Below are 22884 nucleotides of genomic sequence, written 5' to 3' on the forward strand. Positions count from 1 at the left end.
TCCTAGGGACGGCGCTGGGGCCGTTACCGACCCGAACGGCCCGCGGCAGAGAGCCGGCGGCGCGGTCGGCGCGACTGCAGGGGCTGCGGCGGGTGCCGCGGCAGGACACCCCGCGGCTCGGGCAGGACGGGGAAGCCGGCCGGGTCGGTCCGCGGGTGGCTCGCCGGCGGATCGGCGGGCCCCCGCCCCCCGCGGACGGCGATGACGAGGGTGGTCACCGACAGCGCGGCGATCCCCAGCAGAACGAGCAGTACGACGACGGCACCTGAGGTCACGCCGCAACAGTGGCACCATTCGACCTAGCCGATTTCAGTCCAGTACGGCATGGTGGACTGCATGCCACCGCGTGTGAGTCAGTCCACTTCGGCTCACGAGCTGGCCGCCCTGATCGGCCCGGTCGAGGCCCTGCCGGGGCCGCGCTACGCCGGGCTGGCCCGGCGCGTCCGGGAGCTGGTCACCGGCGGAACCCTGCCTCCCGGCAGCCGGCTGCCGGCGGAGCGGGAACTGGCCGCCGCTCTGGGCGCCAGCCGGGTGACCGTCGCGTCGGCCTACCGGCGGTTGCGCGACGACGGGTTCGCCGTCACCCGGCACGGCTCGGGAACGGTCACCGAACTGCCCCGGGCCGGCGCGGGCTGGGGCCCGCCCACCACCGATCCGACCGTGCTGGACCTGGGCCACGCCGCCCCCGAGGCCGCGGCGCAGCTGCTGCCCGCCTACGAGCAGGCGCTGGCCCGGCTGCCGGCGCACGCCGCCCAGCACGGGTACGCCTCCACGGGCCTGCCGGAGCTGCGGGCGGCGATCGCCGAGCGCTTCACCGCCCGCGGGCTGCCGACCGACGCCGACCAGGTCGTCGTCACCGCCGGCACCGGCGACGCGACCGCCGTCGTCCTGGACGCCCTCCTGCAGCCCGGCGACCGGGTGCTCGTCGAGCACCCGACCTACCCGGGCGCGATCGGGCTGGTCACCGCGGCCGGCGGCCGCTGTGTGCCCGCACCGGTGGACGCTGCCGACCCGGACGCCCTGGTGGAGTCCGTGCACCTGGTCGCCCGGCAGAGCAACCCGCGGCTGGCGTTCCTCATGCCCGACTTCTCCAACCCCACCGGCGCCCGGCTCTCGGCGGCCGGGCGGCGCCGACTGGGCGCCACCCTCTGGCAGCAGGGGGTGCTCACCGTCGCCGACGAGGTCACCGCCGAGCTGCACCTGGACGACGGCCCGCTGCCGCCGTTCGCCGCCGGCCTGCCGGACGCGGCGACGGTCACCGTGGGCGGGCTGTCCAAGGCGGTCTGGGGCGGGCTGCGGATCGGCTGGCTGCGCACCGACGCCGCCCTCGCCGGCCGGCTCGGCGCCGCGCTGAACCGCCGCCAGCTGTCGGTGGGGGTGCTCGACCAGCTCGCCGCCACCACCGTGATCCGGCAGCTGGACGCCGTCCTCGAGCAGCGCCGGGAGACGCTCCGCCAGCGCCGGGCGGTGCTGCTCGAGGAACTGGCGCGACGGCTGCCGGACTGGTCGGCCCCGTGCCCGGGCGGCGGGCTGTCCGTGTGGTGCCGGCTGCCCCCGGGCAGCAGTTCCGCCGCGCTCGCCGCCGCGGCCGCACCGCGGGGCCTGGTGCTGGCCGAGGGGTCCCTGTTCGGTACCGGGGAGGCGTTCGACGATCATCTCCGGCTGCCCTTCACCCTCCCCCCGGAGCAGCTGCGCGCCGCCGTCGGGCTGCTGGCGCAGGTCGACACCGAGCTGCGCGAACGACCCTCCGGCGCGGGGCGGCCGGCCCGGGCGGCGACCGTCGTGTGAGCCGCCGGACGGGGCCCCGGGGACGAGCCGTCGTGGAGGAGACGGACATGGACAGCCGGTGGCGACGCGGCGGAGGCAACGGGGGGCGCGTCGACCGAGGTGCGGAGTTCCGGCCGAAGCCGTACCGTCCCAGATACCGGAGTGACCGGCGTCGAGCCGGTTTTCCGCCGGTCGAACCCGCGGCCGCGGCGCTCCAGCCGGTTCGCCGGCGGTCTCCGTGGAGTCCGAGATGACACCGACGACATCACCCGCAGCCCCAGTGCGCTCGACACCCCCGACGTCACAGACGGGCGCTCCCCCGTCCCGCCAGAGCCCCGTGGCCCACCGGAAGGCAGGCCGCTACCGCTACGACCGCCGGACAGGAGACTGGTCGTGGTCTCCGGAGATGGCGCTCCTCCTGGGCGTGCACTCCGGGCTCCTGCCCGGCACCGAGCTCCTGGTCAGCCACCAGCACCCGGTCGACCGGATGCGCACCCTCGAGGCGATCGCCACCGCCTGCACCGACGGGCAGCCCTTCTGCCTGCAGCTGCGGTTCTCCGGCCGCGACGGGCTCCAGCGGACCGCCCTCCTCGTCGGGGAGCCGGTGGTCGACGCGCACGGGTCCGTGGGGGCGCTGGAGGGCATGCTGATCGAGATCCCGGCAGCCGAACCGGAGCCGGAGGGGAGCGACCGGGTGCACGCGCTGGAGATCGAGGTCTCCCAGCTGCGCACCGCCATGAGCAGCCGCGCCCCCATCGAGCAGGCCAAGGGCATCCTCATGCTGCTCACCAGCTGCAGTGAGCAGGTGGCCTTCGAGCTGCTCGCGCACATCTCCAGCAACACCCACCGCAAGGTGCGCGACATCGCGGTGGCGATCGCGGAGTCCGCGTCCGGGCGGGCCCCGCTGCCCCCGGACCTCAGCTCGTTCGTCCGGGACGTCTGCCCACCCACACCCCGCATGCACTGATCCGCCCCTGGGTCGGCCCGCCCTTCCGGGCGCGGGAGAATGCCGCTGTCGCCGGCGGCCGCCGGCGGTCCCGAGCCGAGAGGGGCAGCGCGGCGTGCTCTACCTGGTCGTCCGGTTCCTGCTCCGTCCCCTGTTCCGGGTCGTGCTGCGCATGCACGTCACCGGGCGGGACAACGTCCCACCGACCGGCCCGGTCATCCTGGCCAGCAACCACCTGTCGTTCATCGACAGCATGGTCATCCCGCTGTCCGCGCCGCGCCGCGTCCACTACCTCGCCAAGGCGGAGTACTTCACCGGCTCCGGCGTCGGTGGCTGGCTGACCCGGGCGCTGTTCACCGGCCTGGGCGCGATGCCGGTCGAGCGGCAGACCCACCGGGCCGCCCAGGCCGCGCTGGACACGGCGCTGGGCGTGCTGCACGGGGGCGAGGGCTTCGGGATCTACCCGGAGGGCACCCGCTCACGCGACGGCCGGCTGGCCCGCGGCAAGACCGGCGTGGCCTGGCTGGCCCTGACCGCCGACTGCCCGGTCGTCCCGGTGGCGGTGACCGGCACCGACCGGGTGCAGCCGGTCGGCTCGCGCTGGCCGCGGCCGCACCGGGTCACGGTGACCTTCGGGCAGCCGCTCACCTTCGCCGAGCACCGGGGCATGGCCGGCAACGGCCGCGCCCGCCGGGAGGTCACCGACACGATCATGGAGGCGATCGCCGAGCTGTCCGGCCAGGAGAAGGCCGGCTGGGGCCGTCCGCGCGAGGCCGTCTGACGCTCGATCCACGCCGGCCCCGACGACGGTCGAGAACGGCGCTCGCCGTCATCGCCACGGGCGAGGCCGCCTACGTGAGCGGCGTCGCCGCATGGGCCGAGGAGGTCCACGGGTGAGGGACCCATCCATCGCCCTCGGTAGCCGTACTCACCCCTCGGCGAGCCGGGCACGGACGTCGTCCGGCCACGGCACCGAGCGCCCGTCGGCGGCGCAGACGTAGGTGTTCCGGACCAGACAGCACACGCGCTCGCCGACCCGCACGGTGAACCGCACCGTCACGCTCGTGCGGCCCACCTTCTCCGTCTCGGCGTCCACGGTCACCGTGTCGCCCCAGCGGGCCGACGCCGACCACTCCAGCGAGCTGGCCTTGACCACCGGCTCGACACCGCGGGCGACCAGCTCGTCCCAGGCCAGCCCGTGCGCGGCCCACCAGACGTTGGAGGCCTCGTCGGCCCAGGTGAGGAAGTGGCCGTTGAAGACCACGCCCTGCTGGTCGCACTCGACGTACCGGACCGGGGCACTCCACTGCGCTGCCACGGGCAGGGACCGTAGCTGGGCTACGGTCCCTGCCCATGGACGGCGTGCTGGACCGCTACCGGGAACCGTCGCAGCTGGTGCAGGACAAGGTGATCGACCACCTCGACCGGCACTGCTCCGCGTTCATCGCGCTCTCCCCGTTCGCAACGCTGTCCACCGCGGACGCCGGGGGCTGGCCGGACGTGTCCCCCCGTGGTGGCGACCCGGGCTTCGTGCGGGTCCTCGACGAGCGCCGGCTGGCCGTGCCCGACCGGCCGGGCAACAACCGGATCGACAGCCTGCGCAACGTGGCGGCCAACCCGCGGGTCGCGCTGCTGTTCCTGGTGCCCGGCATCGAGGAGACGCTGCGGGTCTTCGGCACCGCCGGCACGGTGGCGGCCGACGACCTCGACGTCGACCTGACCGAGTTCGGCCGCGCGCCACGGTCGGTGCTCGTGGTCCACGTGACCAAGGCGTACTTCCAGTGCGCCAAGGCGGTGATGCGCTCCGGGCTGTGGGACCCGGAGCGGCGGGTGGAGCGCTCGGCGTTCGCACCGATGCGGGAGGTCTTCGGCGACCACTGCCGGCTGGCCACCCCGCTGCCCGACGACGCGGTCATGCGCGCCGACCTGGCGCAGGACCTCTGACCGGAGCGACGCTGTCGGTCCCCCCGGCTACGGTCCGCCCATGGCGACCGACATCCAGATCGTGATCGACTGCGCCGATCCGCACGGGCTGGCCGACTGGTGGGCCGAGGCGCTCGAGTGGACGGTCGAGCGCAGCGACGAGGCGTTCATCCGCCGGATGGTCGACTCCGGCGCGGCCTCGGAGGAGGACACGACCACCCACCGCGGCGTGCTGGTGTGGCGAACGGGCGCGGCGCTCGTCTCCCCCGACCCCGGCCGGCCCCGGATGCTATTCCAGCAGGTGCCCGAGCCCAGGACCGGGAAGAACCGGCTGCACCTGGACGTGCACGTCGGCGCCCAGCGGCGCGAGGACGAGATCAAGCGCCTCCTCGGGCTCGGCGCCACCGAGCTGTACCGGGCCACCCAGGGCCCGTTCGAGTGGGCGACGCTGGCCGACCCGGAGGGCAACGAGTTCTGCGTCGCCTGAGCCGGGATCAGCTGGCGCGCAGGTCCCGGGCGAGCCGGCGGTAGGCCAGGGTGCGCTCGGCCAGCGCGCGCCGGCGCTCGCGCCGGGAGCGGTGGTCGGTGCCGAAGGTGCGCGCGTCCTCCACGAGCTGGAAGGCGGCGAGCACGCTGGCCTTCACCTCGCGCGTCCGCGGTGTCGCCGGTCGGACCGGCTCGGCCGAGGTCATCCCAGACCTCCTCTCCCGGGGCATGGGCGACCCGTCCCCGCGCCACGATGGTGCCCACTTATCGGCAGGTCGAACCACATTCGTGACCATCTGGTGCCCGTATGTCACAAGTGACACACGGGAGGGCTTCCGTACCGTGCGGCCATGGCTGGTTCTCCGATGGGCCGACGACTCACCGGGCTGCTGCGCACCGCGCTGCGCCCCCGCCGCCCCGCGCCTGGCCGCGAAGGCCCTGTTCCTGCCCGCGAAGGCGCCGCTCCGGCCCGCGAAGGCGCCACTCCGGCCCGCGGGGGCGTCCGCGACCTCAGCGGCGGGCTCGGGGGTGCCGACCTCGCCTACCGCCCGCACCCGGACAAGGACCCCGACCCCGGCGAGGTCGTCTGGGCGTGGGTGCCCTTCGACGAGGGCGACGGGCGGGGCAAGGACCGCCCGGTGCTGGTCGTCGGCCGCCGGGACGCCGACCTGCTCGGCCTGATGCTCTCCAGTCAGGACCACGACCGGGACGCCGACGACGAGGCCCGGCACGGGCGGATCTGGATCGACGTCGGCTCCGGCGCGTGGGACCCCCGCGGCCGGCCCAGCGAGGCGCGCCTGGACCGGCTGCTGCTGGTCCCGCCCGGTGCCGCGCGCCGGGCGGGCGCCGCCCTCGACCGCCGGCGCTTCGACGAGGTGGTCCGCGCCCTCCGCAGGGTCCACGGCGGCTGAGCGCCACCGCGATGGACGGCCGTCGAGGCCTTCCTGGCCCATCGCGGCGACCACGGCTACGCGGGCTTCGTCCTGCGACCGAGGTGAGGGGTCACTCGGCGACCGACCCGTCACGCACCGCCTGGCGCGGCCGCACGGTGTACACGCCCGCGGTGTCGGTGAGCGCGGTGAGGTCGTAGCGGTGGACCACCTTCGGCCCACCGTGGAGGTGGACGTGGGTGATCGTCGGCAGCGGCTCCCCGTGCCGCGCCTCCCGGATCTCCACCCGCCCGTCGAGCGGGCCGCCGACGAAGAGCAGCACGGCGTCCTCCGTGCCGACGTCGGTGCCGGTCGTGTTGTCGGACAGCTCTCTCACCTCCCTCGCGCCCCGGCCAGGGTAGGCGCGTCCGGCGGGGAAGGTGTGTGACGCGGACCGACGCTCAGGCGGTCTCCCCGCCGCGGGCGGCGAGCTCGGCCCGCACGATCGGCGCGACCTTCGTGCCCAGCAGCTCGATCGAGCGCAGGACCTCCTGGTGCGGCGCGGCGCCCAGCGAGGACTGCATGAGGAAGCGCTGGTGCCCGAACACCTCGTGCTGGAAGAGGATCTTCTCGGCCACCTGCTCCGGGCTGCCGACGACGAGCGCGCCGGGCAGCCCGGTCAGCCCGTCGAACTGCGCGCGGGTCATCGGTGCCCAGCCGCGCTCGCGCCCGAGCTGGGTCATCACCTCCGCGTAGGTCGCGTAGAAGCTGTCGGCCGCCGCCTGCGAGGTGTCGGCGACGAACCCGTGCGAGTTGATCGACACCGGCAGCGGGCCGTGCCCGTACTGCGCGGCGGCCCGGCGGTGCAGCTGCGCCAGCGGGGCGAACCGGGCCGGCTCGCCGCCGATGATCGCCAGCGCCAGCGGCAGCCCCAGCGCACCGGCGCGGACGACCGACTGCGGGTTCCCGCCCACGGCGACCCAGACCGGCAGCGGGTCCTGCACCGGCCGGGGGAACACCGGCTGGTCGGCCAGGGCCGCGCGGTGCCGGCCCGACCAGGTCACCCGCGGCGCATCGCGCAGCCGCAGCAGCAGGTCCAGCTTCTCGGCGAACAGCTCGTCGTAGTCCTCGAGGTCGTACCCGAACAGCGGGAAGGACTCGATGAACGAGCCGCGGCCGGCCATGATCTCCGCCCGGCCGTGCGAGAGCAGGTCGACGGTGGCGTACTGCTGGAACACCCGCACCGGGTCCTCCGAGGAGAGCACGGTCACCGCGCTGGTCAGCCGGATGCGCGAGGTCCGGACGGCGGCCGCGGCCAGCACCGTGGACGGCGCGCTGATGGCGTAGTCGGGCCGGTGGTGCTCGCCGATCCCGAAGACGTCGAGACCCACCTGGTCGGCGAGCTCGATCTCCTCCAGCAGGTTCGCCAGCCGCCGCTCCGGGCTGATCGTCGTCCCGGTCCGCGGGTCGCGGCTCACGTCCCCGAACGTGTAGACGCCCAGTTCCACGCTGACTCCCCTCACGCCGGGCCCGGTCGCCCGTGGTTCATTGAACGTACAACCAGCTGCCGGCGCGGGATTTCGTCAGCCCGCTGCGGCCCGGCGCAGCCACCGGGCGAGGAGCGGGGCGGACAGCAGCATCACGAACAGCCGCAGCACCTGCACGGCGAGCACGAACGTGGCGTCGGCGCCGCTGTCGGTCGCGCTGGCGAGCACGGCGTAGAGCCCGCCGGGTGTGGTGGCGAGGTAGCCGTCGAGCGCGCTGGCGCCGGTGGTGGCCGTCAGCACCGCGCCGAGCCCGGCGCACCCCGCGATCAGGCCGACGATGAGCAGCAGCGCCAGGGGCAGCGCTCGCCCGATGGTGCGCAGGCTGTCCCGGGTGAAGTTCAGGCCCACGGTCAGGCCGATGAGCAGGAAGGCGGCCGAATCCAGCAGGCCCGGCACGGTGGCGTCGGCGGACAGCCCGCTCAGATCGAGCGCCGCCGCGACCAGCATCGGCCCGAGGAGGGCGGCCACCGGCAGGCGCAGCAGCCGGCCGACCGCCACGCCGGCCAGCACGCAGACCGCGGCGAACAGCAGCCCGGCCGGCCAGCCCGGCCCGGCGTCGTCCACCGGCGGGCCGCCGGAACCCGGCTCCGCCCCGTAGACCGCGGCCGCGGTCACGGGCATGAGGACGACGATCAGCAGCACCCGGAGGTACTGGAGGACGGCGACCATGCGGTCGTCGGCGCCCAGCTCGCGCGACATCGCGGTGATGCCCGACGCGCCCCCGGCGATCATCGAGAAGGCGCCGGTGACCGGGGAGATGCCGGGCCGGAGGCGCAGCAGCAGGCCGGCGAGCAGGCTGAGCACCAGCGTGCCCACGGTGACCAGCAGGACGGGCAGCCAGTCCCGGGCGAGCGCGGCGAGGGTCTCGAGGTCGACCAGCGCGCCGATGGAGACGCCGATCAGCCCCTGCGCCGCGAGCATGCCCGGCCGCGGCACCGCCAGCCGCCGGCGGCCGGCCAGGCCGCGCACCAGCCCGGCGAGCAGCCCGCCGAACAGCGAGGGCGAGGGCAGACCGAGGGCGTCGAAGACGGCCGTCGCCGCGACTGCGCCGGCGAGCACCCCCGCGGCATCGAGCACCCGCCCGATGCGCCCCGCTGCGCCCACCGGCACCGCCTTCCCCCGCGTCGGCCGCCCACTCTGCCGGGTGCCATCGGGCGGCCCGGGGCCGGGTGGACCGCCCGCTCCGCCCGTGACCGGGGCGGTTGTGCGGCACCTCGCATCCCGCCCCGCCCGGCGCCTGCGATCCTGAAGGCGATGAACGCGACTCCCGTCGACCCCGCCAGCGGCGTCGTCTACCCCGTGGGCCTGCGGCTGCTCGACCGGCCGGTGGTCGTCGTCGGCGGCGGCCAGGTCGCCCACCGCCGGGTGGCCGGCCTGCTCGAGGCGCGCGCCCGGGTGACCGTGGTGAGCCCGGAGGTCACCCCCGCCCTGGAGGCGCTCGTCGGCCCGGGGGCGGTGACCTGGGTGCGCCGCCGCTACGCGCCCGGTGACCTCGCGGGCGCCTGGTACGCCGTGGCCGCGACCGACGACCCGGCGGTCAACGCCGCGGTCGCCGAGGAGGCGGAGCGGGCCCGGGTCTTCTGCGCGCGGGCCGACGACCGCGCGTCGTCCAGCGTCTGGACGCCGGCCACCGGGCGGCTGGGCGACCTCGTCGTGGGCGTGCACGGCGGGGGTGACCCGCAGCGGGCCGTGGGCGTCCGGGACGCGGTCCTCGCCGGGCTGACCGACGGCACGATCGCCGACCGCGCCGCGCGCTCGCCGGGGAGCGGCGCCGCCGGAAGCGTGGTCCTGGTCGGGGGCGGCCCGGGCGACCCAGGGCTGATCACCGTGCGGGGCAAGCAGGCGGTCTCGCAGGCCGACGTGGTCGTCGCCGACCACCTCGCACCGCAGTCGCTGCTGTCCTCGCTGCCGCCGGACGTCGAGGTGATCGACGCGTCCAAGCTGCCCCGCGGGCGGTCGATGAAGCAGGAGCAGATCAACGCGCTGCTGGTCGAGCACGCGCGGGCCGGCCGCCGGGTGGTGCGGCTCAAGGGCGGGGACCCGTTCGTCTTCGGCCGCGGCATGGAGGAGCTCGAGGCGTGCGCGGTCGCGGGCGTCCCCGTGGAGGTCGTCCCGGGTGTGACCAGCGCGATCGGCGTTCCCGGGCTGGCCGGCATCCCGGTCACCCACCGCGGGCTGACCCACGAGTTCGTCGTCGTCTCCGGGCACGTGCCGCCGGGGGACCCGTCGTCGCTGGTGGACTGGCCGGCCCTCGGGCGGCTGCGCGGCACGGTCGTCGTCCTCATGGGCGTGGACACCGCCCCGGCCATCGCGGCCGCGCTGGTCGAACACGGCCGCGACCCCGCGACGCCGGTGGCCGTGGTCGCCGACGGGTCGACGCCGGCCCAGCGGACGGTCCGGACGACGCTGGGCGAGCTGCCGCGGGCGATCGTCGAGGAGGGGATCCGCCCGCCGGCGGTCTGGGTGATCGGTGAGGTGGTGGCGCTGCAACCCCCGGCGCGCCACTGAGCCGCCACGCCGTACGACCCGAGCCTGCACCCGGCGCTGCGCATCGCGGGGCCGCGCAGCGCCTGACGCCGGCGCCCCTAGATGTTCGCGCCGTCCGGGGGCGGCTCCTCCGGCAGCGCGGCCGCGAAACCGGCCCCCGCGCTCGGCGGGGGCGTCATGCCCACGGTGTAGGCGGTCATCGACAGCGACCCGTAGGCGTAGCCGTCGACGAGCACGTCCACCGGGGCCTCGGTCGCGCCGGCCATCCCGGCCACGTACAGCAGCGGGAGGAAGTGGTCCGGCGTCGGGACGGCGAAGCCGAAATCGCGGTGCCCGTCGAGCCGGGCCACCTCGGCCGGGTCGGTCAGCATCATCTCCTTGACCTTCTCGTCGAAGCGCTGCGCCCAGTCGAAGCCGGCGTCGGGCAGCGCGCGGGAGACCCCGCCCAGGTTGTGCACCACGTTGCCGCTGCCGATCACCAGCACGCCGTCCTCGCGCAGCGGGGCCAGTGCCGCCCCGAGCTGCAGGTGGTAGTCGAAGGGCTTGAGCGCGTTGAGCGACAGCTGCACCACCGGGATGTCGGCGTCGGGGAAGGCGTGCAGCAGCACCGACCAGGTGCCGTGGTCGATCCCCCAGCTGTCGACGTCGGCGCCGACCCACGCCGGGTGGACGACGTCGGCGATCTCCTCGTGCAGCCCGGGCAGCCCCGGCGCGTCGTAGCTGATGTCGAACAGCGACCCGGGGAAGCCGTAGAAGTCGTGGATGGTGCGGGGCCGCGGCATCGCGGTCACCGCGGTGGCGTGCACGTACCAGTGGGCCGACACCACGAGGATCGCGCGCGGGCGCGGCACCGACTGGCCGAACGCGCGCCACGCCTCGGTGTACCGGTTCTTCTCGACGGCGTTCATCGGGTTCCCGTGGCCGATGAACGCGGCAGGCATCACGGTCATGCGCCCTCCCCTCGTCGCGGCCGGCGCGTCGATCATCGCCCCGCCGGCCGGCGGATGCGAGACGACCTCAACCGGCGTTGCTGGCCGGCGGCACCCGCCGCAGCGCCGGGGACAGCCAGCGGGCCCCGGCCCCCTCACCGGCCGCGACGTCGGCGGGGTTGGACAGCCGGCAGCGCGTCAGCGACAGGCAGCCGCAGCCGATGCACGAACTGAGCCCGTCGCGCAGCTGCACCAGCGCGGCGATCTGCTCGTCCAGCCGCGCCCGCCACGCCTCGGACAGCCGCGCCCAGTCGCGGGCCGACGGCGTCCGGCCGTCCGGGAGGGCGGCCAGCGCCTCCCGGATCTCCGGCAGCGCGAGGCCGACGTTCTGCGCGGCGCGGATGAACGCCAGCCGGCGCAACACGCTGCGCGGGAACCGCCGCGCGCCGCCCGCGGTCCGGGACGCGGTGATCAGCCCCTGGGCCTCGTAGTAGCGCAGCGCGGAGGCCGCCATCCCCGACCGCTCGGCCACCTGCCCGATCGTCAGCAGCTCCACGGGTGCACCCCTTGACTTCAAGTTGACTTGAGGCCGGACGGTACCCCCATGGAGATCCGCACCGCACTCGTCACCGGCGCCTCACGCGGCCTCGGCGCCGCCCTCGCCACCGCGCTGAACCGGCGGGGCTGGCACCTGGTGGTCGACGGCCGCGACCCCGCGCGCCTCGCCGCCACCGTCGCCGCCCTCCCCCGCCCCGACCTGGTCACCGCCCTGCCCGGCGACGTCGGCGATCCCGCGCACCGGGCGGCGCTGGCCGCCGCCGTCCCCGGCCGGCTCGACCTGCTGGTCAACAACGCCAGCGACCTCGGCCCCACCCCGCTCCCCCCGCTCGCCGAGCTGCCGACGGCGGTCTTCGAGCGGGTCCTCGCGGTCAACACCGTCGCCCCGCTCGCCCTCCTGCAGGCCCTCCTCCCCGCCCTCACCCGGGCTGGGGGTGTCGTCGTCGACGTCAGCAGCGACGCCGCCGTGGAGGCCTACCCCGGCTGGGGCGGCTACGGCGCGAGCAAGGCGGCGCTGGACCGGCTGACCGCCGTGCTCGCCGTCGAGCACCCGGAGCTGCGGGTCTACGCGCTCGACCCGGGCGACATGGCCACCGACATGCACCGCGCCGCCGAGCCCGATGCGACCGGCCTGCCGGGACCGGAGACCGTCGTCCCCGCACTGCTCCGCCTGGCCGACGGCGACCTGCCCAGCGGCCGGTTCCGGGCCGCGGAGCTGCAGCCGACGGGGGCCGGGCGATGACCGTCACCTTTCCCCTGCCGCCCGACCGCGAGGCACCCGCGCCGCCGGAGCACCGGGGCCTGCCCCGCGACGGCGTCCGGCTGATGACGGTCCGGCCGGGGGGGATCGCGGAGGGCGTCTTCCACGACCTGCCCGACCATCTGGAGCCCGGCGACCTGGTGGTCGTCAACACCTCCGCGCCCCTGCCCGCGCGGCTGGACGTGCGACGAGCCGACGGGGTGCTCACGCCCCTGCACGTGTCGACGTCGCTGGACGACGGCGAGTGGGTGGTCGAGGTGCGCCGTCCGGACAACGACGGCCCCGACCGCGGCGTCGAGCCGGGCACCGAGCTGGCGCTGCCCGGCGGCGTCCGGCTGCGGCTGCTGGCCGGCTTCCCCGACCCCACCCGGCCGGGCCGGCTGTGGCGGGCCCGGCCCACGCCCGCGACGCCGGCGCCTGAGCACCTGCGCCGGTACGGGCAGCCGATCCGCTACGGCTACCTGCGCGGCGCCGTCCCGCTCGCGGCGGCCCAGAACGTCTACGCCACCGAGCCGGGCAGCGCCGAGAACGCCAGCGCCGGGCGGCCGTTCACCGAGCACCTGCTGGTGCGGCTCATGGCCCGCGGCATCCCCGTCGTCCCGGTCGTCCTGCACGCCGGGGTCTCCAGTCCCGAGCTGCACGAGCCACCCGCCCCGGAGCGGTTCCGGGTGCCCGAGGGCACCGCCCGGCTGGTGCGCAGCACGCGGGAGGCCGGGCGCCGGGTGGTCGCCGTCGGGACCACCGTCACCCGCGCGCTGGAGACCGCGACCGGGGAGGACGGCCTGACCCGCGCGGCCGCGGGCTGGACCGACCTCGTCCTCGGCCCCGACCGCCCGGCCCGGGTGGTGAACGGGCTGGTCACCGGGCTGCACGCGCCCGACGCCAGCCATCTGCTGCTGCTCGAGGCGGTCGCCGGGCGCGCGCTGGTGGAAGGGGCCTACGCGCGGGCCGTCGGCGGGGACTACCTCTGGCACGAGTACGGCGACACGATGCTGTTCCTGCCCTGAGCAGCACCGGTGGCAGGAACGCGCCGGGGCGACGAGGCTGGCCCTGCCGGAACGTGTGCCGCGGGTCCGCCCGCGGGCCGGGGCCAGGACGGCAACCCTCCACCTCCGGCCGCGGACCGGGCCGCAGGCCCGGGATCCGGGAGGCGACATGCCAGGGACGTGGCTGCTCGGCGCGGAGACGGCTCCCACCGTCGGCAGGGACGGCGACGAGGACGGCAGCAGCGCCCGGGCGGTGCTGCTCGGCCTGCGGCCCGGCGACCGCGAGGCCGCCGACCCCCTCGACGAGCTGGAGCGGCTGGCCGAGACCGACGGGGTCGACGTGGTCGGCCGGCTGGTCCAGCCCCGGGACCGGCCCGATCCCGCGACCTACCTCGGTTCCGGCAAGGTCGACGAGCTGGCCGAGCTGGTCGAGCGGCAGGACGCCGCGCTGGTCATCGCCGACGGCGACCTGTCCCCCGCCCAGGTGCGCAACCTGGAGGACCGCCTGGGTGCGCGGGTGGTCGACCGGACGGCGCTGATCCTCGACATCTTCGCCCAGCACGCCCGCAGCAGCGAGGGCAAGGCGCAGGTCGAACTGGCCCAGCTGGCCTACCAGCTGCCCCGATTGACCGGTCAGGGCACGGAGCTGTCCCGGATCGGCGGCGGCCGGACGGCGGGCGGTGCGGGCGCGGGCGTCCGGGGGCCCGGCGAGATGCGCCTGGAGAGCCAGCGGCGGCACCTGCGCAACCGGATCACCCGGCTGCGCCGCCAGGTGCAGCAGACCGCCCGGCGGCGGGAGCGGACCCGGTCGCGGCGCCGGCGCAACCGGGTGCCCTCGGTGGCCCTGACCGGCTACACCAACGCCGGGAAGTCCGCGCTGATGAACCGGCTGGCCGGCGCCGACGTCCTGGTGCAGGACACGCTGTTCGCCACGCTGGACCCCACCGTGCGCCGGACCCGCACCCCCGGCGGCGGCGAGTACACGCTCACCGACACCGTCGGCTTCGTCCGCCACCTCCCGCACCAGCTGGTGGACGCCTTCCGCTCCACGCTCGAGGAGGTCGTCGACGCCAACCTCGTCCTGCACGTCGTCGACGCCGCCGCCCCCGACGCGATGGACCAGGTGACGGCGGTCCGCGGGGTGCTCTACGAGATCGGCGCCCGCGACCGGCCGGAGCTGCTGGTGCTCAACAAGGTGGACGTCGCCCCGCCGGAGTGGGTCGCGGCGCTGCGCGCGGCCTACCCCGACGCCGTCCCCGTCTCCGCGCGCACCGGTGAGGGCGTGGACGAGCTGCGGCCGGCGGTGGAACGGGCCCTGGAACAGGCCTAGCGCATCCGGGCCGCGGTGTCCTCCAGCAGCACCTGCCGCTCCTGGGCCGGCCGGCGCGGGCAGGAGGTGCACAACGGCTCCGGCGGCAGCCGGTAGAGCAGGCAGCAGGACACCCGCCGCACGAACCGGACGCCGGTGACGTCGACGTAGCGGGGCTCGGGCAGCGGCGCTCCCACCGCCGCCGCCAGCGGGCCGGCGAGGGCGGTGGCGCGGGGGACGTCGCCGAGCGCCCGCCCCAGCGCCAGCAGCCGGTTGGCCAGCGAGTCGGCGGCGATCGCCCACAGCGGCCGCCGCCGCATCCCGCCCGCCTCCGCCACCGCGCCGATCGCCGCGCTCAGCGTCTCCCGCAGCTCACCTGCGAGGTCGGCGCCGGGCGCGGAGGAGGTGGCGGCGACCAGCGTCCCGCCGGCGAGCTCGTGCAGGGTGGTGTCGGCCAGCCGCGCCGACAGCGGCCGCCCGGTGACCAGGCCGGCCAGGGCGGGGGTGAGCAGCACCGCCGACGCGGAGTACCACCACACGGTCGCCAGCACCCGCCGGTCCTCGGCCCCGTACCGGCGCGCCAGTGCGGCCAGCCGCTGGGCGGTCCGGTCGGGGTCGGCCAGCACGGCCGCCGGGACCGCCCGCGCCGAGGGCGGCGCGAGGAGGCCGAGGGCCGCCGCGCCCGGCACGAGGGCGGCCACCTCCACCTGCACTCCGGCTCGCACCGGCCCAGTCTGGCCGCTGCGCAGCAACGGCGCACCGGGCAGACGCGCGGGTCCGCCCCAGGTCATACGGTGTGGCGGAGCGCACGTCGCGTCGTCCCACGCCGAGCCGATCGGCGGTCCGGGCGGCGCCGAGACCGGGAGGTAGCCGCATGAGCGAGTCGACCGAGGGCCAGGTCCGCCGGTTCCCGCCGCCGCCGGACCTGGCCGCGCAGGCCAACGTGGGTCCCGAGATCTACGAGGAGGCGTCGCGGGACCGCCTGGCCTTCTGGGCCAGGCAGGCCGAGCGGCTCACCTGGGCGCAGCCGTGGGACGAGGTGCTGGACTGGAGCAACCCGCCGTTCGCCAAGTGGTTCGTCGGCGGGAGGCTGAACGTCGCCTACAACTGCGTCGACCGGCACGTCGAGGCCGGCCACGGCGCGCAGGTCGCCTACCACTGGGAGGGCGAGCCGGGGGACACCCGCACGCTCACCTACGGCCAGCTGAAGGACGAGGTGTGCAAGGCGGCCAACGCCCTGCTCGAGCTCGGGGTGCAGGCCGGTGACCGGGTGGCGATCTACATGCCGATGATCCCGGAGACCGTCGTCGCCATGCTCGCCTGCGCCCGCATCGGCGCGGTGCACATGGTGGTCTTCGGCGGCTTCTCCCCCGACGCCCTGGCCAGCCGGATCACCGACGCCGACGCACAGGTGGTCATCACCGCCGACGGCGGTTACCGGCGCGGGGCGCCGAGTGCGCTCAAGCCCAACGTCGACGAGGCCCTGACCCGGACCGAGGGGGTGCGCAGCGTCGTCGTCGTCCGGCGGACCGAGCAGGACGTCGAGATGACCGAGGGCCGCGACGTGTGGTGGCACGATCTGGTGGACCGGCAGTCCACCGCGCACACGCCGGAGATGTTCGACGCCGAGCACCCGCTCTACATCATGTACACGTCGGGGACGACGGCGAAGCCGAAGGGCATCCTGCACACCAGCGGCGGCTACCTGACCCAGGTCGCCTTCAGCCACTGGGCGGTGTTCGACCTCAAGGCCGACACCGACGTGTTCTGGACCGCCGCCGACGTCGGCTGGGTCACCGGCCACAGCTACATCGTCTACGGGCCGCTGGCCAACCGGGCCACCTCGGTGATCTACGAGGGGACGCCGGAGACCCCGCACCGCGGTCGCTGGTTCGAGATCATCGAGAAGTACGGCGTCACGATCCTCTACACCGCGCCCACGGTGATCCGCACGTTCATGAAGTGGGGCGAGGACATCCCCGCGAAGTTCGACCTCTCGAGCCTGCGGATCCTCGGCTCGGTGGGCGAGCCGATCAACCCCGAGGCCTGGCTCTGGTACTACAAGCACATCGGCGGTGAGCGCTGCCCGATCGTGGACACCTGGTGGCAGACCGAGACCGGCGCGCACATGATCACCCCCCTGCCCGGCGTCACCACGCTCAAGCCGGGCTCGGCGAGCCGGCCCCTCCCCGGCATCTCGGCGAAGGTCGTCGACGACGAGGGCAACGAGCTGCCACCGGGCTCCACCGGGCTCCTGGTCCTCACCGAGCCCTGGCCGTCGATGCTGCGCACCATCTGGGGCGACGACGACCGCTACGTCGACACCTACTGGTCGCGGTTCGGCAAGACCACCTACTTCGCCGGCGACGGCGCCAAGATCGACGAAGACGGCGACTTCTGGCTGCTCGGCCGGGTGGACGACGTCATGAACGTGTCCGGCCACCGGATCTCCACCACCGAGGTGGAGTCCTCGCTGGTGGCCCACCCGGCGGTGGCCGAGGCGGCGGTCGTGGGCGCGAGCGACCCGACCACCGGGCAGGGCATCGTCGCGTTCTGCATCCTCCGCGGCAACGTCGAGGACTCCGGTGAGGACCTGGTCCAGCAGCTGCGCCAGCACGTGGCCAAGGACATCGGCCCGATCGCCAGGCCCCGCCAGATCCTGGTCGTGCAGGAGCTGCCGAAGACCCGCTCGGGCAAGATCATGCGGCGGCTGCTCCGCGACGTCGCCGAGAACCGCGAGCTGGGCGACGTCACCACCCTCACCGACTCGTCGGTGATGGAGCTGATCAGCGCCAAGCTCCCGTCCTCCCAGTCGTCGGAGGACTGAGCCGGGCCGGGGGTGGTCCCGGAGCCCGCCGCGGGCTCCGGGGCCACCCCACCGGGTGGCCGCGACGGCCGCGGGTACGCACCGACCTCCGGCATCGGGCACGATGCCCCAGGTGGGACCGCCCGGAACGGGGGTCCCGGCAGCTCGACACTGACCAGCAGGTGATCACAGGAGGTGCCCTCGTGGCCCACAGCGCATCGTCGACCCCGCCGCCGGGCCGACCCGTCGGCGCGGAGGAACCCTCCATCGGCGTGCTCGTGCAGAGCGCCATGGCGGACATGTCGACGCTGATCCGCGCCGAGATCGAGCTGGCCAAGGCCGAGATGGGGAGGTCGGCGAAGAAGGCCGGCATCGGCGCCGGCGCGTTCGGCACCGCCGGTGTCCTGCTGGGCGTCTCCACGATCTTCCTCTTCATCACGATCGCCGAGTTCCTCACCTGGCTGGGCCTCCAGCGCTGGATCTCCTACCTGATCGTCTGGGCGTTCTTCGTGCTGCTCGCCGCGATCGCCGCCGTGGTCGGCCGCGGGCAGATCAAGAAGATCGAGAAGCCGGAGCGGACGATGGAGACGCTGCGCGAGCTGCCCGCGGTGGTGCACCGGGAGGCCCCCGGCCAGCGCCGCCGCGAGGTGCCGACCGTGAGCAGCGGGCGGGTGCAGCTGCGCGGCAGCGACCAGTACTCGCTCTGACCCGGGCACGGCCCGCGCCCGGACCGGTGACGCTCCGCGAGCAGGAACCCCCCGACGCCACCAGCGTCCTGCTGCCCGGCCCCTGGACCCACCGCGACCTCTCCGCCAACGGTGTGCGGCTGCACGTCGCGGAGGCCGGCGAGGGCCCGCTGGTGCTGCTGCTGCACGGCTTCCCGCAGTTCTGGTGGACCTGGCGCGCCCAGCTGCCGGCCCTCGCCGCCGCCGGCTTCCACGCCGTCGCCCCCGACCTGCGCGGCTACGGGGGCAGCGACAAGCCCCCGCGCGGCTACGACCTGGCGACGGCGGCCGCCGACGTCGCCGCGCTGGTCCGCGCGCTCGGCGAGCGGGACGCCGTCGTCGTCGGGCACGACTGGGGCGGGCTGGTGGCCTGGACGATGGCCGCCCTGCACCCGCGCAGCGTCCGCCGGCTGGTGGTGCTGTCGATGGCCCACCCGCGGCAGCTGCGCGGGGCGATGACCGACGCCCGCCAGCGGCACGCCTTCCGGCACCTGCTCGGCTTCCAGCTGCCGCGGCTGCCCGAGCGGCGGCTGACCCGCGCCGACGACGACCCGGTCGCGGACCTGGTGCGCCGCTGGGCCGGCCCCCGGTGGACCGGCACCGCCGACTTCGCCGAGGCGGTCGGCCACTACCGCTCGGCCGCGCGGATCCCGCAGGCGGCCTACGGCGCGATGGAGTACTTCCGCTGGGCCGCTCGCTCGCAGCTGCGCCCCGACGGGCTGCGCTACGCCCGCCGGATGGCCACCCCGGTGACCGCACCCACCCTGCAGCTGCACGGCGCCCTGGACCCCTGCGTGCTGCCCTCCTCGGCCCGCGGCTCGGGCCGGTACGTGGCCGGCGCCTACGAGTGGCGCGAGCTGCCCGAGGTCGGGCACTTCCCCCAGGAGGAGACCCCCGGAGAGGTGTCCCGCGCCGTCATCGAGTGGGCGGCCGGCTGAGCCGCCCTACTCGCAGGCGCCGGTGAGCACCGGCGCACCCGCGTCGATCCCGGCCCGGGCCGCCTCGGCGACCTGCTGGGCGGTGAGCGCGTACCCGGTGAGCGGGTCGTCGATGGCGGAGGCGAACACGACGCCGAGCACCTTCCCGCTCGGGTCGAACAGCGGCCCGCCGGAGTTGCCGGCCCGCACCTCCCCGTAGAGGGCGTACACGTCGCGGACCACGGTGTCGGTGTTGCGGAAGTCCGGGCCGCTGATCTCGCCGCGGTCGCGCACCCGCGCCGGCCCGACGAACAGGCCCCCACCGCCCGGGTAGCCCATGATGATCGCGTCGTCCCCGAAGTCGGCCGGGGCCGGCGCCCAGGCCAGCGGCACCTGCGGCAGGTCCGGGACGGCGAGCACCGCGACGTCGGTCTCCTCGTCGACGTACACCGCCGTCGCCTCGTACTCCTCGCCCTCGGCGGTGACCACCGGGTCGGTGACGCCGGCCAGCACGTGCGCGTTGGTCATGACCCGCTCCCGCGCGTACACGAAGCCGGAACCGTCGATCTGCCGGGAGCAGGAGGGGGCGACCCCGGTGATCTGCACCACCGACCCCTGCACCGCGGTGACCACGGGGCTCTCCAGCAGCGCCTGGTCCGGTGCCGGCACGTCCCGGACCTGGGTGGGGGTGAGCGGATCGAGGACGTCGGGCAGCCCGCGCCGGTCGATCGCCTCCCGCAGCGAGTCGTAGACCGCCCGCACGCTGTCGGGCACCGCGCGGTCCACCGCCTGCACCAGCGCCGACTGGCGCACCTGGCCGGCCACCTCGGGGAACGGCGCGGAGGCCAGCGGGGTGGCCACCATCCAGGCCACCAGCAGGACGGCGGCGGCCGAGAGGGCCGCTCCGGCGATCGAGTCGACCACCTTGGCCGGTTCCCAGGTGACCCGGCGGCGCACCGCCCGGCCGATGGCGCCGGCCAGTGCCTGGCCGAGCAGCGCCCCGGCGAGGACGACGACGAGCGCGGCGAACACCCGGGTCACCGCCGAGCCGTCGACCCGGTCGGCGACCGGCCCGGACAGCTGCGCGCCCAGCACGGCGCCGCCGAAGAACCCGAGGAACGACGTCGCGGAGACCAGCAGCCCCTGCCGGAAGCCGGAGAAGGCGAACGCCAGCGCCAGCGCGATGAGCACCAGGTCGACGAGGGACACGGTCAGCCGCTCACGGTCATCGTGCCGGACTGGCCGAGCTGGATGTGGAACGTGCAGTCGAAGGGGTACTCGCCCGGCTCGGTCACCTCGAACTCGATCGTGCGACTCTCCCCGGGCGCCAGCAGCGGGATCTCCGCCGCGATCGGCTGGGGGCCGGCGTCCGGCCGGAACCGGAAGTTGTGGGTCAGCTGCTCGGCGATGTTGGCCACGGTCAGGCGCACGGTGCCCGGAGCCACGGTGAAGGTGCTGGGCGTGAACACGTAGTCGTCCTGCGTCTGCAGGGTGACCTCCTGGACACCGTCGGGGGCGGTGGTGACCGTGCCGGGCGCCGGTCCGGCCGACGTCGTGGGGGCCGGACCGGAGGGCTCGTCGCCGCCCCCGCAGCCGGCCAGGACGCCGGTCAGCAGCACCGCCCCGGCCAGCACCGCGGCGCCGCGCCGCTGCCGTCGCCCGCGACCGTTCATCGCGGGGGAACGGTACGCGCCGGAGGCCCGTCGGGCGCGGGGTCGGCGACGGTCGGCGCGGCGGCGTCCTCCTCCTCGGCGGGGTCGAAGGTGGCGGGCAGCTGGGGCCGGCGCACCCCCACGGCCGGCAGGTCGCGCACGTCGCGCGCGTCCCACGGCCGGGCCAGCCCCGCGGCGTCGAGGATCGCGTCGAGCAGGGCCGCCGTGAAGCCCCAGACGACCATGCCGGCCACCCCGAACGCCGGGGCGACGAAGCCCGAGGGGTGCCGGGCGCGGAACCGGTTGGCCGGGTCGACGAGGTCGGCCAGCGGGACGCGGGCCACCCGGGCCACCTCGCGCGGGTCGCCGACGGTCACCTCGCGCGGGTCGTCCCACCACGCCACGACCGGGACGACCCGGTTGTCCGACGGCCCCAGGAACAGCTCCGGCAGGGTGGCCAGCACCCGCACGCCATCCGGGTCGATCCCGGCCTCCTCCTCGGCCTCGCGCAGGGCGGTGCCCACCGGGTACTCGTCCCCGGGATCGGCGCCGCCCCCGGGGAACGCCGGCTGGCCGGCGTGGGTGCGCAGGTGCGCGGCCTTCTCGATGAGCAGCACGTCGGCGCCCCGCGGGCCCTCTCCGAAGAGGATGAGCACCGCCGAGCGGCGGGCGGTGGCGCTCGGCCGGAGCGCGCGGTGCCGCAGCGGCAGGTCCGCGGCCGAGTCCAGCAGCGTGCGGAGGTAGTCGGGCAGGTCGTCGTCCTCGCGCGGAATCACAGCGCAACCCCCAGATGCTCGGCAACCAGGCCCTCGAGCTCCTCGAGCGAGGTGACCGGCCGCAGCTGCAGGTGGGCGATCGACCCGTCGGCCCGCAGGAAGTAGGTGTAGGGCAGCCCGCGCAGCCCCTGCTCGGTGGCCAGGTCCCCCTCCGCGTCGACGCCGGTCGGCATGGTGATCCCGGCCTCGGCGGCGAAAGCCGTCCCGTTGCTCGCCGTGTCCTGGCTGACCAGGCCGACGACGCGCAGCCGGTCGCCGGCCGCGTCGGCCAGCTGCTGGATCACCGGCAGCTCCTCCCGGCAGGGCGCGCACCAGCTGGCCCACAGGTTGACCACGGTCGGCACCCCCGGCGCCCGGCCGAGATCCAGCTGCCCACCGCCGAGGCAGTCGACGGTGACGGCGGCCAGCACCTCGCCGCCGGAGGCCCGCTCCTCGGGCTGCTCGGGGCAGGCCGCGGTGGTGTTCTCCACCGTCGGGGTGGGCGTCGGCTGCTCGTCCGTGCCGCCCGCCGAGCAGCCGGTCAGCGCCAGCCCCAGCAGCAGCCCACCGGCCGCCGCTCTGCCGCGGGCGCTCATTCGGTGTCGGAGGCGGCCGGGGTCTTCACCAGCTTCAGGGCGACCTCCGGGTCCGTCGGGCCGATGCCGTAGGACGGGCACCAGCGGGCCAGACCGCACCCGCCGCAGGCGGGCTTCCTGGCATGGCAGACCCGCCGCCCGTGGAAGATCACCCGGTGGCTGAAGTCGGTCCACTCCTTCTTGGGGATCAGCTCGGCGATCTCGGCCTCGACCTTGACCGGGTCCTCCTCCGCCGTCCAGCCGAACCGCCGGACCAGCCGGCCGAAGTGGGTGTCGACGGTGAGCCCGGGAACGCCGAAGGCGTTGCCCAGCACCACGTTGGCCGTCTTGCGCCCGACGCCGGGAAGGGTGACCAGGTCGGCCATGCGCCGCGGCACCTCGCCGTCGAAGCGCTCGACCAGCGCCCGGGCGAGACCGAGCAGCGAGTTGGCCTTGGCCCGGAAGAAGCCGGTGGGCGTGAGGATCTGCTCCAGCTCGGCCCGGTCGGCGCCGGCGAGGGCCGCGGCGTCGGGGAACTTCGCGAACAGCGTCGGGGTGACCTTGTTGACCGTCTTGTCGGTGGTCTGCGCGGAGAGGACGGTGGCCACCAGCAGCTCGAAGGCGCTGGTGAAGTCCAGCTCGCAGTGCGCGTCGGGGTGGATGAGCGCCAGCTCGCGGGCCATCCGCCGGGCCCGGCGGGTGCGCGCCAGCGGTGTCTCCTCCGGGTCGAACGGTCGGGCCCCACCCTCCCCGCCGCCGCCGGCGGCGGCTCGGCGGGCGGGGGCGGCGCGCGGCGGGACGGGGCGTGCGTAGGCCGGCGTGGACACGCGGTCGAGGGTAGGCGGATCAGCTGACGTTCCCGGCCCCGTAGCATCATCGGTCGGCCC

The 22884-nt window shown here is 75.6% G+C and carries 27 protein-coding genes; 13 read left to right on the forward strand and 14 right to left on the reverse strand.

The features are described 5' to 3' along the window. Window positions 1–23 precede the first annotated feature (23 nt). Window positions 24–275: a hypothetical protein gene (locus tag BMZ50_RS24135; protein WP_091323204.1), complete on the reverse strand. Its 252-nt coding sequence runs from the start codon at window positions 273–275 to the stop codon at window positions 24–26. 73 nt (window positions 276–348) lie between these two features. Between BMZ50_RS24135 and yczR the strand changes: the two genes are divergently transcribed. From yczR to BMZ50_RS08685, 3 genes are all read left to right on the forward strand, one after another. Beyond that, complete coding sequence (yczR, locus tag BMZ50_RS08675; RefSeq protein ID WP_245753478.1) at window positions 349–1788, forward strand: MocR-like transcription factor YczR; 1440 nt, start codon at window positions 349–351, stop codon at window positions 1786–1788. 229 nt (window positions 1789–2017) lie between these two features. Continuing rightward, window positions 2018–2734: a PAS and ANTAR domain-containing protein gene (locus BMZ50_RS08680; protein WP_091323208.1), complete on the forward strand. Its 717-nt coding sequence runs from the start codon at window positions 2018–2020 to the stop codon at window positions 2732–2734. A 94-nt stretch (window positions 2735–2828) separates the two neighbouring features. Continuing rightward, on the forward strand, window positions 2829–3494 hold the full coding sequence (locus tag BMZ50_RS08685; RefSeq protein ID WP_091323211.1) for a lysophospholipid acyltransferase family protein: 666 nt from the start codon (window positions 2829–2831) through the stop codon (window positions 3492–3494). Between the two features lie 147 nt (window positions 3495–3641). On the opposite strand, the gene BMZ50_RS08690 is transcribed toward BMZ50_RS08685, so the two are convergent. After that, window positions 3642–4031 carry an acyl-CoA thioesterase gene (locus BMZ50_RS08690; RefSeq protein WP_091323214.1) on the reverse strand — a complete coding sequence of 130 codons (390 nt, stop codon included), beginning with the start codon at window positions 4029–4031 and terminating at the stop codon, window positions 3642–3644. A 35-nt stretch (window positions 4032–4066) separates the two neighbouring features. Between BMZ50_RS08690 and BMZ50_RS08695 the strand changes: the two genes are divergently transcribed. Both BMZ50_RS08695 and BMZ50_RS08700 read left to right on the forward strand, forming a co-directional pair. Continuing rightward, a complete protein-coding gene (locus BMZ50_RS08695; protein WP_091323215.1) occupies window positions 4067–4657 on the forward strand; it encodes an MSMEG_1061 family FMN-dependent PPOX-type flavoprotein in 591 nt (196 codons plus the stop codon). A gap of 40 nt (window positions 4658–4697) precedes the next feature. After that, window positions 4698–5123 (forward strand): VOC family protein, encoded by a 426-nt coding sequence (locus BMZ50_RS08700; RefSeq protein WP_091323218.1) that lies wholly within the window; start codon window positions 4698–4700, stop codon window positions 5121–5123. Window positions 5124–5130: 7 nt separating this feature from the next. Here BMZ50_RS08700 and BMZ50_RS08705 read toward each other — a convergent pair whose 3' ends face one another. After that, complete coding sequence (locus BMZ50_RS08705; protein ID WP_091323220.1) at window positions 5131–5328, reverse strand: hypothetical protein; 198 nt, start codon at window positions 5326–5328, stop codon at window positions 5131–5133. Between the two features lie 144 nt (window positions 5329–5472). On the opposite strand from BMZ50_RS08705, the gene BMZ50_RS08710 reads away from it, so the two are divergent. Continuing rightward, window positions 5473–6033 carry a type II toxin-antitoxin system PemK/MazF family toxin gene (locus BMZ50_RS08710; RefSeq protein ID WP_218146170.1) on the forward strand — a complete coding sequence of 187 codons (561 nt, stop codon included), beginning with the start codon at window positions 5473–5475 and terminating at the stop codon, window positions 6031–6033. A gap of 91 nt (window positions 6034–6124) precedes the next feature. Here BMZ50_RS08710 and BMZ50_RS08715 read toward each other — a convergent pair whose 3' ends face one another. From BMZ50_RS08715 to BMZ50_RS08725, 3 genes are all read right to left on the reverse strand, one after another. Then, entirely contained in the window at window positions 6125–6388 is a 264-nt protein-coding gene (locus BMZ50_RS08715) for a hypothetical protein (protein WP_218146171.1), read from the reverse strand. Between the two features lie 64 nt (window positions 6389–6452). Continuing rightward, a complete protein-coding gene (locus BMZ50_RS08720; protein WP_091323225.1) occupies window positions 6453–7499 on the reverse strand; it encodes an LLM class flavin-dependent oxidoreductase in 1047 nt (348 codons plus the stop codon). Window positions 7500–7574: 75 nt separating this feature from the next. After that, complete coding sequence (locus tag BMZ50_RS08725; RefSeq protein ID WP_091323590.1) at window positions 7575–8642, reverse strand: AbrB family transcriptional regulator; 1068 nt, start codon at window positions 8640–8642, stop codon at window positions 7575–7577. A 150-nt stretch (window positions 8643–8792) separates the two neighbouring features. Here BMZ50_RS08725 and cobA point away from each other — a divergent pair, with 150 nt between their 5' ends. Next, complete coding sequence (gene cobA / locus BMZ50_RS08730; protein WP_091323227.1) at window positions 8793–10046, forward strand: uroporphyrinogen-III C-methyltransferase; 1254 nt, start codon at window positions 8793–8795, stop codon at window positions 10044–10046. Window positions 10047–10123: 77 nt separating this feature from the next. Here the strand turns inward: cobA and ygiD are convergent, their stop codons facing one another. Next, entirely contained in the window at window positions 10124–10975 is an 852-nt protein-coding gene (gene ygiD, locus BMZ50_RS08735; RefSeq protein WP_218146172.1) for a 4,5-DOPA-extradiol-dioxygenase, read from the reverse strand. A gap of 67 nt (window positions 10976–11042) precedes the next feature. After that, the gene (gene soxR, locus BMZ50_RS08740; protein ID WP_091323229.1) at window positions 11043–11510 is read right to left on the reverse strand and encodes a redox-sensitive transcriptional activator SoxR; all 468 of its coding nucleotides are present in this window, start codon (window positions 11508–11510) and stop codon (window positions 11043–11045) included. Between the two features lie 48 nt (window positions 11511–11558). Here soxR and BMZ50_RS08745 point away from each other — a divergent pair, with 48 nt between their 5' ends. From BMZ50_RS08745 to hflX, 3 genes are all read left to right on the forward strand, one after another. After that, window positions 11559–12254: an SDR family NAD(P)-dependent oxidoreductase gene (locus BMZ50_RS08745; protein ID WP_091323231.1), complete on the forward strand. Its 696-nt coding sequence runs from the start codon at window positions 11559–11561 to the stop codon at window positions 12252–12254. Then, complete coding sequence (locus tag BMZ50_RS08750) at window positions 12251–13279, forward strand: S-adenosylmethionine:tRNA ribosyltransferase-isomerase (protein ID WP_091323233.1); 1029 nt, start codon at window positions 12251–12253, stop codon at window positions 13277–13279. Before BMZ50_RS08745 ends, BMZ50_RS08750 begins: the two co-directional genes overlap by 4 nt. A gap of 148 nt (window positions 13280–13427) precedes the next feature. Beyond that, on the forward strand, window positions 13428–14588 hold the full coding sequence (gene hflX / locus BMZ50_RS08755) for a GTPase HflX (RefSeq protein ID WP_091323236.1): 1161 nt from the start codon (window positions 13428–13430) through the stop codon (window positions 14586–14588). On the opposite strand, the gene BMZ50_RS08760 is transcribed toward hflX, so the two are convergent. Continuing rightward, window positions 14585–15292: a (2Fe-2S)-binding protein gene (locus BMZ50_RS08760; RefSeq protein WP_245753480.1), complete on the reverse strand. Its 708-nt coding sequence runs from the start codon at window positions 15290–15292 to the stop codon at window positions 14585–14587. The two genes, hflX and BMZ50_RS08760, sit on opposite strands and share 4 nt — an antisense overlap. Window positions 15293–15441: 149 nt before the next feature. Between BMZ50_RS08760 and acs the strand changes: the two genes are divergently transcribed. The 3 genes from acs to BMZ50_RS08775 all read left to right on the forward strand — a co-directional run bounded on the left by acs (window position 15442) and on the right by BMZ50_RS08775 (window position 19036). Beyond that, the gene (gene acs, locus BMZ50_RS08765) at window positions 15442–17394 is read left to right on the forward strand and encodes an acetate--CoA ligase (RefSeq protein WP_091323239.1); all 1953 of its coding nucleotides are present in this window, start codon (window positions 15442–15444) and stop codon (window positions 17392–17394) included. Between the two features lie 182 nt (window positions 17395–17576). Beyond that, entirely contained in the window at window positions 17577–18080 is a 504-nt protein-coding gene (locus tag BMZ50_RS08770; protein WP_091323241.1) for a phage holin family protein, read from the forward strand. Between the two features lie 26 nt (window positions 18081–18106). Then, complete coding sequence (locus tag BMZ50_RS08775; protein WP_091323244.1) at window positions 18107–19036, forward strand: alpha/beta fold hydrolase; 930 nt, start codon at window positions 18107–18109, stop codon at window positions 19034–19036. Between the two features lie 6 nt (window positions 19037–19042). Here BMZ50_RS08775 and BMZ50_RS08780 read toward each other — a convergent pair whose 3' ends face one another. Genes BMZ50_RS08780 through nth form a run of 5 tightly spaced genes read right to left on the reverse strand, consistent with a single transcriptional unit; the run spans window position 19043 to window position 22824 of the window. Continuing rightward, a complete protein-coding gene (locus BMZ50_RS08780) occupies window positions 19043–20224 on the reverse strand; it encodes a MarP family serine protease (RefSeq protein WP_091323246.1) in 1182 nt (393 codons plus the stop codon). A 2-nt stretch (window positions 20225–20226) separates the two neighbouring features. Then, window positions 20227–20688: a cupredoxin domain-containing protein gene (locus BMZ50_RS08785; protein ID WP_091323248.1), complete on the reverse strand. Its 462-nt coding sequence runs from the start codon at window positions 20686–20688 to the stop codon at window positions 20227–20229. Beyond that, a complete protein-coding gene (locus tag BMZ50_RS08790) occupies window positions 20685–21443 on the reverse strand; it encodes an NUDIX hydrolase (RefSeq protein ID WP_091323250.1) in 759 nt (252 codons plus the stop codon). Before BMZ50_RS08790 ends, BMZ50_RS08785 begins: the two co-directional genes overlap by 4 nt. Then, window positions 21440–22018: a TlpA family protein disulfide reductase gene (locus BMZ50_RS08795; RefSeq protein WP_091323252.1), complete on the reverse strand. Its 579-nt coding sequence runs from the start codon at window positions 22016–22018 to the stop codon at window positions 21440–21442. Before BMZ50_RS08795 ends, BMZ50_RS08790 begins: the two co-directional genes overlap by 4 nt. Then, window positions 22015–22824 (reverse strand): endonuclease III, encoded by an 810-nt coding sequence (gene nth / locus BMZ50_RS08800; protein WP_245753483.1) that lies wholly within the window; start codon window positions 22822–22824, stop codon window positions 22015–22017. Before nth ends, BMZ50_RS08795 begins: the two co-directional genes overlap by 4 nt. Window positions 22825–22884 lie beyond the last annotated feature (60 nt).

This window comes from Geodermatophilus ruber (assembly GCF_900114385.1).
Taxonomy (GTDB): Bacteria; Actinomycetota; Actinomycetes; order Mycobacteriales; family Geodermatophilaceae; genus Geodermatophilus; species Geodermatophilus ruber.